We start from the raw sequence: 12658 nt of genomic DNA on the forward strand, positions 1-12658 counted from the left end.
CCGATGCGCACCTGGTTCCCCTACCCACTCCTGTCTCTCGGCCTCCTCATCATCTGGATGCTGCTGAACCAGTCGGTCGCCCCCGGCACCATCGTCATGGGCACGATCCTCGGCGTGGCACTCGCCTGGGTGACGCTGAAGCTCACGCCCGCCCGCTCGCATCCCCGCCGGATCCTGCGCACGCTCGCCTTCGGCGCCAGCGTGTTCCTCGACGTCATCCGCTCCAACATCGCCGTCGCGCGCGTCATCCTGCGCGTCGGTCGCCGGGCGCCGAACTCGGGCTTTCTGACGGTCGATATCGATATCGAGGATGAAAACGCGCTCGCGCTGCTCGCCTGCATCATGACCGCGACGCCAGGTACCGCCTGGCTTGAATATGATCGCGGCCGCAAATCGCTGCTTTTCCACGTGCTCGACATGGAGAACGAGGAGGTCTGGATAAGGACCGTGAAGCGCTACGAAGCCGGTTTGAAGGAGATGTTCGGATGACGGAGCTTGCAATCATCTGGTCGATCCTCGCAGCCCAGATCATGATCGGGCTTGCCATGGCCTTCGCGGCCTACCGAATGGTCAAGGGACCGCGGGCACAGGACCGCATCCTCGGCCTCGATACGCTGTACATCAACGCCATGCTGATGCTGCTGACCTTCGGCATCCGCACCGCCAACAGCATCTACTTCGAGTCCGCTTTAATCGTTGCGCTGATCGGCTTCGTTTCGTCGATCGCCTTCGGCAAGTTCCTGATGCGCGGGGAGGTGATCGAATGAGCCATCTGACCGACCTTCCGACCTGGGCCGCCGTTATCGTCTGCGGGTTCGTTCTCCTCGGCGCAGCAATTGCGCTGATCGGTTCGATCGGCCTGCTCAGACTGCCGGATTTCTATACCCGCTTGCATGCGCCCACACTTGCCACCAGCGGCGGCGTCATCCTCATCTGCACCGCCTCGATGGTGTGCTTTGCCGTGCTGCAGAACCGCTGGGTATTCCACGAAGTCTTGATCATCGTCTTCGTGATCATGACCACGCCGGTCACGCTGATGCTGCTCGGCCAGGCTGCACTTTACCGCGACCGCGTCGAGGAACGCCGCGGCGTGCCGCTGAAGCAGAAGCCGCTTCGCGAAGAGACCCCGGACGAAACCAAAGAGTAGATTTAGAGCGCGTCGCGCCCGCGAAAACGGCGCTGGTAGGCCGGATCGTAAAGCGAGCTTTCACGGAAATCCGACGCTTCGAGCCCCGGGCCGACAAAAATCAGCGCCGTGCGCTCGATCGGCTCTTCGGCCACCTTGGCCGCGATCGTGCCGAGCGTGCCGCGCACCACCCGCTCATCCGGCCATGACGCCTTGACGATGATCGCGACAGGGCAATCGGCACCGTAGAGCGGCGTCAGTTCCTCCACCACCTGATCGAGCGCATGGATGGCGAGATGAATGGCAAGCGTCGCTCCGGTGGCGCCGAAGCCGCTAAGCGTCTCGGTGTTGGGCATCGGCGAGGCGCGGCCGGAGACCCGCGTCAGCACCAGGCTCTGGGCGACGGCCGGAATGGTCAGCTCGCGACCGAGCGCTGCAGCGGCCGCCGCGAAGGATGGGACGCCCGGCGTCATCGTATAGCCGATGCCATGTTTCTCCAGCCGGCGGATCTGTTCGGCAACCGCGCTCCAGACCGAAAGGTCGCCCGAATGCAGTCGGGCGACATCCTCGCCGGCTTCTTGAGCGCGCACATATTCCGCTTCGATCTCATCCAGCGACATAGGTGCGGTATCAACGATACGGGCGCCGGGGGGGCAATATTGCAGCAGTTCGGGCGAAACGATGGAGCCGGCATAAAGGCAGACCGGGCAGCGTCCGATGAGGTCGCGACCGCGAACCGTAATCAGATCCGCAGCTCCGGGGCCAGCGCCGATGAAATGTACCGTCATGTGTCTCTCCGAACGTTCCAGGCCTGTTCGCCGCGTAGCTGAACCGCGCCAATCTCTTGTCTCATGCAAATCCCGCCGGAGAACGACTCCCCCACTGCGGAGTTGCTCTAGCTCTTCGTCCAGGACCATTGCGTCACCGGCATTGCCGGCCGCCAGCCGGTCATGCCGCCGATCGGCAGCGCCCGGGCGATATCGATGCGGATCAGCGAGCCTCCGAGTTGCGCGTGGCGTTGCAGCAGCACCGCTTCCATCTCCGTGGTCACGGCATTGGCGACCAGCCGGCCACCCTCGCCGAGTGCGGCAACCGCCGCATCCATGACGCCCGGCTCGCTGCCGCCACCACCGATGAAGATCGCATCGGGACGCGAAAGGCCCGAAAGCGCGGCCGGGGCCTTGCCCTGAACGACCATCAGGCCGGGCACGCCGAAAGCCTCGGCATTGCGGCCGACACGCACCGCGCGCTCGGGCGAAGCTTCGATGGCGATCGCCCGCATGGCCGGATCGGCCAGCATCCATTCGATGCCGATCGAGCCGGAGCCCGCACCGATATCCCAGAGCAGCTCACCCTTGCGCGGCGACAGCGCCGAGAGCGTCAGCGCCCGCACCTCCCGCTTGGTGATCTGGCCGTCGTGTTCGAACAACAGGTCGTCGCGCCCGGCCGAAAGCGGCAGCACCCGGCCCCCCTGGTCGGCTGCCACTTCGATGGCGCAGACGTTGAGCGGGTGGACGACACCGAGCATGAAGAGCGAGGCAATCTGCGTGGTCACGCGTTCGCCCGCGCCGCCGAGCGCCTCCAGAACCGTCAGCCGCGACTGACCGAACCCGTTTTCCGTCAGGAGTTCGGCGAGCGCCTTCGGTCCGGTTCCATCAGACGTCAGCGCCAGCACCCGGTTGCCCGGCTGCAGATGCGGCCGAACCAGATCGATTGGTCGGCCGTGCAGCGACACGAGCGTCGCCTCCTGCAGCGCCCAGCCGAGGCGCGATGCGGCAAGGCTGAAGGAGGAAGGCGCCGGAAGCGTACGGATCTCAGATGCGGCGACGCGGCGCGCAAGCGTGGCGCCGACACCGAAGAAGAACGGGTCGCCGGAGGCGAGCACGACCACCGGGCTGCCGCGTCGCGCGACGATCTCCTCGACCGAGCGGCCGAACGGGCTTTGCCAGACGCGGCCTTCGCCCTTGATCAACGCATGCGTGAGTTCCATGTGGCGAGCGCCGCCATAGACGACCGGAGCGGCCGCAATCAGCCGCTTGGCCTCGTCGCCGAGACCAGCTACACCATCCTCGCCTATGCCGATGATGGTCAACCAGGGGGAGACGATGGCCGGATCGCTGTTCGACACCTCAGCCATGGAAAAACCTCGCATTCTCATTCTTGGCGGGACGACCGAAGCCCGCGAACTGGCATCTCGCCTCGCCGACGACACGCGTTACGACACCGTGATCTCGCTTGCCGGCCGCACGGCCGATCCGCGCCCGCAACCGGTCGCGACCCGGATCGGCGGTTTTGGCGGCGCCGAGGGGCTCGCCGCTTTCCTCATTGCCGAAAAGGTTGCGCTGGTCGTCGACGCGACGCATCCCTTCGCCGCCCGCATTTCTCACAACGCCGCCGCAGCAGCAAACACCGCGCAGGTGCGCCTCTTGGCCCTGCGTCGCCCGGAGTGGCAGGCGCAAGCCGGCGACCAATGGACCGGTGTCAGTAGCGTTGCCGAAGCGGTGACCGCGCTGGGCGATCTTCCGCGCCGCGTCTTTCTTGCCATCGGTCGGCAGGAGGCCTTTCATTTCGAGGCAGCACCGCAGCACAGCTACGTCATTCGCAGCGTCGACCCGGTGACCCCGCCCTTGAAACTGCCCGACGCGACGGCAATCCTTGCCACCGGCCCGTTCGCCGAAGCGGACGAGATCGAGCTGCTGAAGGCCCAGCGTGTCGACGTGATCGTCGCCAAGAACAGCGGTGGAGCAGCGACTTACGGAAAGATCGCTGCTGCACGCCAGTTGGGGATCGCGGTGATCATGGTCGAGCGCCGCAAGCCCGCCGACGTCCTGTCGGTCGGCGACTGCAATGCGGCGCTCGAACGCATCGATCACTGGTTGTCTCCGGTGTAAAAGCGCGGCGTGTAGACCAGATCCGGCTTGCCTTCGCGCGTAACGATGCGCGTTTCCGGCGAACCGATGATGACGCAGGTCGCCATGTCGGCGCGGCTGGCATCGGCTTCACCGAGCGGCATCACCGCAATGCGCTCGTCCGGCCGGCCGGCGGCACGGCCGAAGATCACCGGCACCGACGCCGGCAGCACGCCGCGCAGGATCTCGAAGGCTTCACCGAGCTGCCAGGGCCTCGCCTTGCTGATCGGATTGTAGAGCGCGATCACCAGACCCGCTTCCGCCACAAGCCTCAGCCGTTTGGTGATGACCTCCCAGGGCTTCAGGTTGTCGGAAAGCGAAATGGCGCAGAAGTCGTGGCCGAGCGGCGCGCCGATGCGCGCGGCAACGGCGAGCATCGCAGTCACGCCAGGCGTCACCACCAGATCGACGGACTTCCATTCCGCAGGTCCCTTGTCGATCGCCTCGCAGACGGCAGCCGCCATGGCAAAGACACCTGGGTCGCCGCCCGAGACCATGCAGACCTTGGCGCCGGCAGCAGCCCGCGTCAGTGCCGCCTGCGCACGGTCGAGCTCCTCGCGATTGTCCGACGCGATGCGGACCTGGTCGGGCCTGAGGTTCAGGCGGTCGAGATAGGGAAAATAGCCGAAGAACTCCTGCGCCTGCGCGACCGCCTCGGCCGTCTCCGGCGTCATCTGCGCGGCACTGCCGGGACCGGTGCCGACGACGTAGAGCGTACCGGTCATGGCCTGTCCTTCCAACCGGGGACGAGCACCAGCGAGAAATACGGTGCCTCGTCATCGGGCTTTTCCGCAAGCGCCGTCATCGCCGCATTCTTCATCGTGCCACGCTCGACATAGACGGCCTGGTCGAGCCGGCCGGAAGCGGCAAGCGCCCGGCGGATCTTCGGCAGGTTGCGCCCGACCTTCATGATCACGGCCGCCTCGGTATCGGCGAGGCGTCGACCAAGCTCACCTTCAGCCATGGTGCCTGGCAGCACCGACAGCACGTCGTCGCCCTGAACCAGCGGTAGGCCGGCGAGCGACCAGCAGCCGGACATGGCAGTGATCCCCGGGATGACCTCGACCGGGAAGCGCCCGGCAAGCCGCACATGCAGGTGCATGTAGGAGCCGTAGAACAGCGGATCGCCTTCACTCAAAACGGCGACGGTGCGACCGGCGTCGAGATGGCCGGCAACCGCTTCAGCGGAAGCGTTGTAGAAATCGGTGATCTGGCTCTTGTAGGCGCCGTCGTCCTTGTCGATCTCGGTGGTGACGGGATAGTAGAGCGGCAGCTCGAGAAGACCCGGCTTCAATAACCCCTCGACTACAGCGCGCCCGTTGCCGCTGCGCCCGGCCTTGGCGAAATAGGCAAGCACGTCCGCCTCGCCCAACGCCTTGACGGCCTTGACCGTCAAAAGCTCCGGATCGCCGGGACCGGTTCCGACGCCGATCAACCGGCCCACACCCGCGCCGCTCACAGGCCCGGCCTCGCGAGCGAATTGAGCGCGGCGGCCGTCATGGCGCTGCCGCCGAGGCGCCCGCGTACGATGGCAAACGGCACGCCATAGGAATTTTCCGCCAGCGCATCCTTCGATTCCGCCGCACCGACGAAGCCGACCGGCATGCCGATGATCGCGGCCGGCTTCGGTGCTCCATCGCGCAGCATTTCCAGCAGGTAGAACAGCGCCGTCGGCGCATTGCCGATGGCGACGACGGAGCCGGCCATATGCTCGCTCCACAACTTCAGCGCTGCAGCCGAGCGCGTATTGCCGATCTCGGCGGCGATGTCCGGTGTGCGTGGATCGCGAAGCGTGCAGATGACCTCGTTGCCGGCAGGGAGGCGCGCCCGCGTCACGCCGCGCGCCACCATCTCGGCGTCACAGAGGATCGGCGCGCCGTTCTGAAGCGCGCTGCGGGCAGCGCTGACGAAGTCGGGAGAGAACACGAACTGCTTCGACGCCTCGACGAGGCCGCAGGCATGTACCATGCGCACCGCGAGGTCGGCTTCCTCGTCGGAAAAGGCGGAAAGGTCGGCTTCTGCCCTGATGATGGCGAAGGAACGCTCATAGATGGCGTTGCCATCCCGGATGTAATCATACTCAGGCATTTCTATCCCTGTTCGAACGCAGCCGAGACGCGCGCGGCACCCAGCCGTGTAAGACAGGAGCGCGCCGATTCGCCAGCGTCTTTGTTTTTTCGCACCAGTTCGGCCAGCCGTTCCAGCGCGGATTTCATTACATTTTCATCGGTGTAGGCATTCGCGCCGTCCTTCGCCGCCCCATTTACGACAAGCGCGTATCCTGATGACGCACCCACCAGCGTCAATGCCGACGCCCTCGGCCGGGCACAGCCCTTGAGGCAACCGGAGAGATGCACGGTCAATGAGCCGTCGAAGAGATCCGGCACCATTTCCACCCATAGCCGCGCCATTGCCTTGGTGTCCATCCATGCGGATGCGCAGCCGGTGCTGCCGGCGCAGGTGGCAATGTGGTTTCGCGGGTCATCCGCTGCGATCCGCAAGCCCTGTGCCAGGGCCAGACGCCGGACGATTGCGGCCGCCTCGCGCTCAAGGCCGAGCAAGAAGAAGCCATGCTCGGGCGCCAGTCGGATTTCGCGGGCGCCGAGCTCGCTTGCTTGCTGCAGAAAGGCGATGAGGTTGGAGGCGTCGATCTGGGCGAAGGCGAGCCCGAGGCCAAGGGCGGTGCCGGCCGAGCCGAGATCGTGCAGGCCGGCAACCGGAGATGCCGACGTCAAAGCCGGAACGGACGGCACAGGGCAGGCGTCCAGCGGACAGAGCGCCCGCACCGCATCGATGTCGAGATCCCGACCACGCGCCGCCGGGCCGATGGCCGTCAAGGCCTCCAGAATCCGGATAAAGACCGGCACGACAGCCTCGGTTCGAAGCGCGCAAACGGATTGAGCCGTTGCCTCTGTCCCGGCAACCGACAGTCCCCACCAGGCATCGTCGCTGCGTCCAAAAGCCTGCAGGCGCAGATCGGCAACCGTATCGCCAAGATGGAACCGGCCGCCGCCATCGATGATAATGGCGAGCTTCGGCGCCAGCTTCAATGCGGCTCCTCGCGCGGCGATCGCTTCCCGCAGCATCGCCGCGATCACGCGTGGGTCGATGATTTCTTCCGGATCGATGCCGGCAAGCGGCGGCGTCTCGATCGCCACGTCGGGAACCACGATTGCGGCTTCACCGATCGCTTCGGCAAGCCCCGGAACGCTCGACGCCTTCAGCCCGCGGACCTGCAGGTTGCCGCGCGCGGTAATTTCCAAAATACCGTTGCCGAACTGGCGCGCGGCTTTAGCGACATCAGAGAACTGCGAAAGCGTAAGACTGCCGTCGAGTGGTCGCAACCGCACCAACAGGCCGTCGCCGGTCTGCATCGGGGCTGCCAGCGACGGACAGGCACCGCGCCGCATGGAGGCGGCAGCATCCGTCGTTTGCGATGTCGGCACGGCACAACTGGTCATCGGCAGGTCTTGGTCGCTCCCGGCGTTCGCTCTCTCGGTGGGACTCTTTTCCACAGACGCTATAGCACAGGGACAGACGTTGAGAGAGATCAAAGACGACGGGAAAAGCTTTGAGAAAGCAAACGCAAGGTCGCCTACTCCTCGAAATCGGCACCCTTGCGCAGGAGATAGATATCCATGATCCACCCCATGCGCGCGCGCGCCTGCGCACGTGTCGCCAGGATCTTATCCTTGACGTCGGCAAGACGACCCGAAATGACGATTTCGTCCGGCGTTCCGAGATAGGCGCCCCAATAGATTTCGGCATCGGGATCCTCGATCCGGCGAAACGCCTGCTCGCCGTCGAGCATGACGACAGAGGTCTGGCTGCGCGCGGGAAAGCTTTCCGCAAGCCGGCGCCCGGTGGTGATCTCGACCGGCTTGCCGACGAGGTTCAGCGGAATGCGGTGGCTGGCGCAGAGCGCCTGCAGGCTGGTGATCCCTGGAAGAACGTCGTAGTCGAAGACGATCTTGCCGCGCGCCTTCACCCGCTCGACGATGCGAATGGTGCTGTCGTAGAGCATCGGGTCGCCCCAGACGAGAAAGGCGCCGGTGCCGTCTTCCCCGAGTTCGCTGCCGATCAGCCGCTCATAGATTTCGGCGATGCGGGCGTGCCAGTCGTCAACGCTGCCGTCATAGCTGACGCCCTCTGTGCGGCGGACCGGCACGGCGAATTCGACCGTGCGGCTGTCGGCGCGTGTCACGTAGCGCGCGCAGATCTCGCGGCGCACTTCGGCAAGCTCGGTCTTCTTCTCGCCCTTGGTCGGGATGAACAGCGCGTCGGCACGGTTGAGCGCGTTGATCGCCTGGATGGTCATATGCTCGGGATTGCCCGAACCGATGCCGATGATCAGAAGTTTTCGCACGCGCGCCCCTGCCGTTCGTCAAAATGTTGCAGCAACCGTTGCGCGTCTGAGCCGGCGCGTGGGCCTAGCCTGTGTCTTTGGCGGATCGGCGGTTGAGACGCAAGCTCCACACGCGACAGCGTTTCGGCCGCCAGCGCCATGGCATCAAGGCGACGAAGGCGCTTCGGGATTTTCGGGCAGCGTCCAGTCGATCGGCTCGAAGCCCTTGGAGACGAGGAATTCATTGGCCTGAGAGAAATGCCGGCAGCCGAGAAAACCGGAATGCGCAGACAGCGGCGATGGATGCGGCGCCCGCAGCACCAGGTGGCGCGAGCGGTCGACGAAGGCAGCCTTTTTCTGCGCGTAGGAGCCCCAGAGCAGAAACACCACAGGGTGATCGGCCTCGTTGACGGCGCGGATGATCGCGTCGGTGAAGCGCTCCCAGCCGCGTCCCTGATGCGAGGCAGCCTGCCCGCGCTCGACGGTCAGCACGCTGTTGAGAAGCAGCACGCCTTGCTTTGCCCAGCTTTCGAGAAAGCCGTGACGGGCCGGCGCAATGCCGAGATCGGTCTTCAGTTCCTTGTAGATATTGACCAGCGACGGCGGCGTGCGCACACCCGGGAGCACGCTGAAGCAGAGCCCGTGCGCCTGGCCGTCGCCGTGGTAGGGATCCTGTCCGAGGATGACGACACGCACCTTGTCGAGCGGCGTCAGGTCGAGGGCGCGAAAATACTCGGATCCTCGCGGAAAGATCTGCCGTCCCTCGTTGCGCGCGGTGAGAAGGAACTGCTTGAGATCGCCCATGTAGGGGCTGGAAAATTCCGGCTCCAGTGCCGCTTTCCAGCTCTCTTCGAGCTTCATTGCCGTTTCCATCATGCCTCCGGTCCGGTTCGTTCGCGTACCGCCCGGAATTTAAGCCGATCGGACGCCACCGCAAGCATCAATCCCGCGCCGAGCCGCTGGGTTCACGGCTTTTACTAGCGCGTTCCAACAGCATTGTATTTCAATGGATAAAACGCTAATCAGAAGGCGATATCGTTATATCCTGAAAAATATCACGAACTTGATGGAGGCAAGAATGATGAAACAACGCAGACAATGGTTGAAGGGTCTGGGGCTGAAGGCTCTGGCTCTCGCCCTCGGCGTCGCCTGGGCCGGCGTGACCTACGCGCCGAGCGCTGCCATGGCCGAAGACAAAGTGACCGTCTTTGCCGCCGCAAGCCTGAAGAACGCGCTCGATGCGATCAACGCCGAATGGCAGAAGGAAAGCGGCAAGGAAACGACCGTTTCCTACGCGGCAAGCTCAGCCCTTGCCAAGCAGGTGGAACAGGGCGCGCCCGCTGACGTGTTCATCTCCGCCGATCTCGCCTGGATGGACTATCTGGCAGAGAAGAAGCTGATCAAGGACAACACGCGCGCCAATCTGCTCGGCAACCGCATCGTGCTCGTCTCCGGCAAGGCGGACGCGCAACCGGTCGACATCAAGCAGGGCTTCGACCTGGCAGCGCTGATCGGCGACGACCGCCTGGCGATGGGCGCGGTCGATTCCGTGCCGGCCGGCAAGTATGGCAAGGCAGCGCTTGAAAAGCTCGGCGTCTGGTCGAGCGTTGAACAGAAGGTTGCCGGCGCCGAAAGCGTGCGCGCAGCCCTGCTGCTCGTTTCGCGTGGCGAAGCGCCCTATGGCATCGTCTACCAGACCGACGCCGCTGCCGATCCGGGCGTCAAGGTCGTCGGAACTTTCCCCGAAGACAGCCACCCGCCGATCATCTATCCGATCGCGATCACCACGGACAGCAAGAGCGCCGATGCAGCCGCCTATGTCGACTTCATCAAGTCCGATAAGGCAGCACCGCTCTTTGAGAAGCAGGGCTTCACCATCCTCAAATAACGTTCGCCTTGCCTGTGCAGAAATAGGCGAAGCATCTATCCTTCTCCAACGCCGCGCGCAGGCTGCGGCGTTGGGCATTTCGACCGGAGGCGGCAAGACTTTGGATTGGTTGGAATTGAGCGACGCGGAATGGGCGGCGATCCTTTTGAGCCTGCGCGTGGCAACGGTTGCGATGGTCGGCAGCCTGCCCTTTGCGCTTGGGGTCGCCATGCTGCTCGCGCGCGGCCGCTTTTGGGGCAAGACGGTGCTGAACGGCCTCGTGCACATGCCGCTGATCCTGCCACCCGTCGTCACCGGCTTTCTGCTGCTGCTGCTGTTCGGCCGTCGCGGACCGATCGGCGCGTTTCTGGCCGAGAATTTCGGCCTCGTCTTTTCCTTCCGCTGGACCGGCGCTGCCCTAGCCTGCGCCGTCATGGCCTTTCCCCTGATGGTGCGCAGCATCCGACTGTCGATCGAGGCGGTCGACCGCAAGCTCGAGGATGCAGCAACCACGCTCGGTGCCGGACCTGTCTCGGTGTTCTTCACCGTCACCCTGCCGCTGATCCTGCCGGGCATCATCGCCGGCATGGTTCTCGCCTTTGCCAAGGCGATGGGCGAATTCGGCGCGACGATCACCTTCGTCTCCAACATCCCCGGTGAGACGCAGACGCTGTCGGCCGCGATCTACACCTTCACCCAGGTGCCGGGCGGCGACGCCGGCGCCATGCGCCTGACGATCATCTCGGTCATCATCTCCATGGCGGCGCTGATGCTCTCGGAACTGCTGGCAACCGCTGCCGCCAAGCGGACGATTGCCGCATGAGCCTTCTCGTCGAAGCCCGCCACCGGCTCGGAAATTTCTCCGTCGACGCCGCTTTCACCTCCGATGGCGGCGTCACCGCGCTGTTCGGCCGTTCTGGCTCGGGCAAGACCTCGCTCATCAACATCATCGCCGGCCTGATGAAGCCTGAAAGCGGCCGCGTGGTGCTCGACGGCGACATCATCGCCGACAGCGAGCGGCGGATCTTCACACCAGTGCATCGCCGCCGTTTCGGCTACGTCTTTCAGGAAGCCCGCCTGTTTCCGCACTTGAGCGTCGCCAGTAACCTTGCCTATGGCCGCTGGTTTGCCGGCAAGCAAGGCAAGGCAGCCGACACGACACGCATCGTCGAGATGCTCGGCATCAGCCATCTGCTCGAGCGCAACCCCTCGGCCCTGTCGGGCGGCGAACGGCAACGCGTCGCCATCGGCCGTGCTTTGCTGGCCGCGCCGCGCCTGCTTCTGATGGACGAACCGCTCGCAGCGCTTGATGAGGCCCGCAAGGCCGAAATCCTGCCCTATCTCGAACGATTGCGCGACGATGCCGGTATCCCGATCGTCTATGTCAGCCATTCCGTCAGCGAAGTCGCGCGTCTCGCGCAGCGGGTCGTGGTGCTCGAAGATGGCCGCGTGAAGGCCTCGGGTGCGGCTGCCGACGTGCTGAGCGCGCCGGCAGCGACGGTCGCCACCGGTCGGCGCGAAGCGGGCGTTCTGCTAGAAGGCGTGGTCGAGACGCACGACACCACGCATGACCTGACGACGGTGCGCGTCGGCGAGCGGTTGATCCGGGTGCCGAAAATCGACCTCGCGCCGGGGCACGCCTTGCGCCTGCATATCGCCGCCCGCGACGTCATGCTGGCGACGGCCCGCCCTGAGGGCATCAGCGCGCTCAACGTGCTGGAGGGGACAATCGTCGAAATGACACCGGGCGAGAATGGCAGCGTCGATATCAGGGTCGATTGCGGCGGCACGACGATCGCATCGCGCATCACCAGCTTTTCACGCGATGCGCTTCAACTGCATCAGGGAAAGCCGATCCACGCCATCATCAAGTCCGTGGCGATCGATCACTGACCGGCGTCTGATCGGGATCGCGCGCGTCTTCCAGCCAGGCGAGATCGTCGGCGATAGCCGCCCGCGCCTTTGCCTCCATCTCGCGATAGCGGCGGATCAGCGTCTCGCCGAAAGGGGTCAGCGCCGCGCCGCCGCCCTGCTTGCCGCCACGCTGGCTTTCGACCGACGGCTCCTTGAACATCCGGTTCAAGGCATCGACCAGCAACCAGGCCCGGCGGTAGGACATGTCCATGGCCCGGCCGGCCGCCGAGATCGATCCGGTCTCGCGGATGTGTTCCAGAAGCATGATCTTGCCGCGCCCGAGCCGGTCCTCGGGCGGGAAGTCGATGCGCAGGATCGGGCGGAGGTCGTCAGGGCGGTCGTTCATGCGCGAAACATAGAAGCTTGCGCGGCAAACCGAAAGACTACCCACGGCCAAAGCCGGGCAGATTTAACGCCTTCCAGTTCAGGCAAACTTCGAATTGATGAGAAAGCAAGAATCCGGGCCTTGATCTGGCAGTGCCGGCATGCACCGATGG

At 64.8% G+C, this 12658-nt stretch carries 16 protein-coding genes; 7 read left to right on the forward strand and 9 right to left on the reverse strand.

Going from position 1 to position 12658, the window contains the following annotated elements; translation table 11 throughout:
* The first annotated feature begins 3 nt into the window (after window positions 1-3).
* The 3 genes from HT585_RS22775 to mnhG are packed head-to-tail and all read left to right on the forward strand — an operon-like array spanning window position 4 to window position 1147.
* The gene (locus HT585_RS22775) at window positions 4-489 is read left to right on the forward strand and encodes a Na+/H+ antiporter subunit E (RefSeq protein WP_176355070.1); all 486 of its coding nucleotides are present in this window, start codon (window positions 4-6) and stop codon (window positions 487-489) included.
* A complete protein-coding gene (locus HT585_RS22780; protein WP_176355071.1) occupies window positions 486-767 on the forward strand; it encodes a K+/H+ antiporter subunit F in 282 nt (93 codons plus the stop codon). Before HT585_RS22775 ends, HT585_RS22780 begins: the two co-directional genes overlap by 4 nt.
* Window positions 764-1147, forward strand: a complete 384-nt coding sequence (gene mnhG, locus HT585_RS22785) for a monovalent cation/H(+) antiporter subunit G (RefSeq protein WP_176355072.1) — start codon at window positions 764-766, stop codon at window positions 1145-1147. The genes HT585_RS22780 and mnhG overlap by 4 nt, the downstream gene beginning before the upstream one ends.
* 2 nt (window positions 1148-1149) lie before the next feature.
* On the opposite strand, the gene cobM is transcribed toward mnhG, so the two are convergent.
* Both cobM and cbiE read right to left on the reverse strand, forming a co-directional pair.
* Window positions 1150-1914 carry a precorrin-4 C(11)-methyltransferase gene (gene cobM / locus HT585_RS22790; protein ID WP_176355073.1) on the reverse strand — a complete coding sequence of 255 codons (765 nt, stop codon included), beginning with the start codon at window positions 1912-1914 and terminating at the stop codon, window positions 1150-1152.
* A gap of 107 nt (window positions 1915-2021) precedes the next feature.
* Window positions 2022-3263, reverse strand: coding sequence for a precorrin-6y C5,15-methyltransferase (decarboxylating) subunit CbiE (gene cbiE, locus HT585_RS22795; protein ID WP_246707849.1), 1242 nt, complete (start codon window positions 3261-3263; stop codon window positions 2022-2024).
* Here cbiE and HT585_RS22800 point away from each other — a divergent pair.
* Entirely contained in the window at window positions 3232-4017 is a 786-nt protein-coding gene (locus HT585_RS22800) for a cobalt-precorrin-6A reductase (RefSeq protein ID WP_176355075.1), read from the forward strand. The two genes, cbiE and HT585_RS22800, sit on opposite strands and share 32 nt — an antisense overlap.
* Here HT585_RS22800 and HT585_RS22805 read toward each other — a convergent pair.
* From HT585_RS22805 to ung, 6 genes are all read right to left on the reverse strand, one after another.
* Window positions 3996-4760, reverse strand: coding sequence for a precorrin-3B C(17)-methyltransferase (locus tag HT585_RS22805; RefSeq protein ID WP_176355076.1), 765 nt, complete (start codon window positions 4758-4760; stop codon window positions 3996-3998). The genes HT585_RS22800 and HT585_RS22805 overlap by 22 nt on opposite strands.
* Window positions 4757-5494 carry a precorrin-2 C(20)-methyltransferase gene (locus HT585_RS22810; RefSeq protein WP_176355077.1) on the reverse strand — a complete coding sequence of 246 codons (738 nt, stop codon included), beginning with the start codon at window positions 5492-5494 and terminating at the stop codon, window positions 4757-4759. Before HT585_RS22810 ends, HT585_RS22805 begins: the two co-directional genes overlap by 4 nt.
* Complete coding sequence (locus HT585_RS22815) at window positions 5491-6123, reverse strand: precorrin-8X methylmutase (protein WP_176355078.1); 633 nt, start codon at window positions 6121-6123, stop codon at window positions 5491-5493. The genes HT585_RS22810 and HT585_RS22815 overlap by 4 nt, the downstream gene beginning before the upstream one ends.
* A 2-nt stretch (window positions 6124-6125) precedes the next feature.
* The gene (gene cobG / locus HT585_RS22820; protein ID WP_176355079.1) at window positions 6126-7496 is read right to left on the reverse strand and encodes a precorrin-3B synthase; all 1371 of its coding nucleotides are present in this window, start codon (window positions 7494-7496) and stop codon (window positions 6126-6128) included.
* Window positions 7497-7630: 134 nt separating this feature from the next.
* A complete protein-coding gene (cobF, locus tag HT585_RS22825; protein ID WP_176355080.1) occupies window positions 7631-8401 on the reverse strand; it encodes a precorrin-6A synthase (deacetylating) in 771 nt (256 codons plus the stop codon).
* A 144-nt stretch (window positions 8402-8545) separates the two neighbouring features.
* Window positions 8546-9256 carry a uracil-DNA glycosylase gene (gene ung / locus HT585_RS22830; RefSeq protein ID WP_425513775.1) on the reverse strand — a complete coding sequence of 237 codons (711 nt, stop codon included), beginning with the start codon at window positions 9254-9256 and terminating at the stop codon, window positions 8546-8548.
* A gap of 205 nt (window positions 9257-9461) precedes the next feature.
* On the opposite strand from ung, the gene modA reads away from it, so the two are divergent.
* The 3 genes from modA (at window position 9462) to modC (ending at window position 12140) form a co-directional block, all read left to right on the forward strand.
* Window positions 9462-10268, forward strand: coding sequence for a molybdate ABC transporter substrate-binding protein (gene modA, locus HT585_RS22835; RefSeq protein WP_176355135.1), 807 nt, complete (start codon window positions 9462-9464; stop codon window positions 10266-10268).
* 100 nt (window positions 10269-10368) lie between these two features.
* On the forward strand, window positions 10369-11070 hold the full coding sequence (gene modB / locus HT585_RS22840; protein ID WP_176355082.1) for a molybdate ABC transporter permease subunit: 702 nt from the start codon (window positions 10369-10371) through the stop codon (window positions 11068-11070).
* Window positions 11067-12140 (forward strand): molybdenum ABC transporter ATP-binding protein, encoded by a 1074-nt coding sequence (modC, locus tag HT585_RS22845; RefSeq protein ID WP_176355083.1) that lies wholly within the window; start codon window positions 11067-11069, stop codon window positions 12138-12140. Before modB ends, modC begins: the two co-directional genes overlap by 4 nt.
* Here the strand turns inward: modC and HT585_RS22850 are convergent.
* The gene (locus tag HT585_RS22850) at window positions 12115-12507 is read right to left on the reverse strand and encodes a winged helix-turn-helix domain-containing protein (RefSeq protein ID WP_176355084.1); all 393 of its coding nucleotides are present in this window, start codon (window positions 12505-12507) and stop codon (window positions 12115-12117) included. The genes modC and HT585_RS22850 overlap by 26 nt on opposite strands.
* Window positions 12508-12658: the final 151 nt, after the last annotated feature.

Source organism: Ensifer oleiphilus (assembly GCF_013371465.1).
GTDB classification, from domain to species: domain Bacteria; phylum Pseudomonadota; class Alphaproteobacteria; order Rhizobiales; family Rhizobiaceae; genus Ensifer; species Ensifer oleiphilus.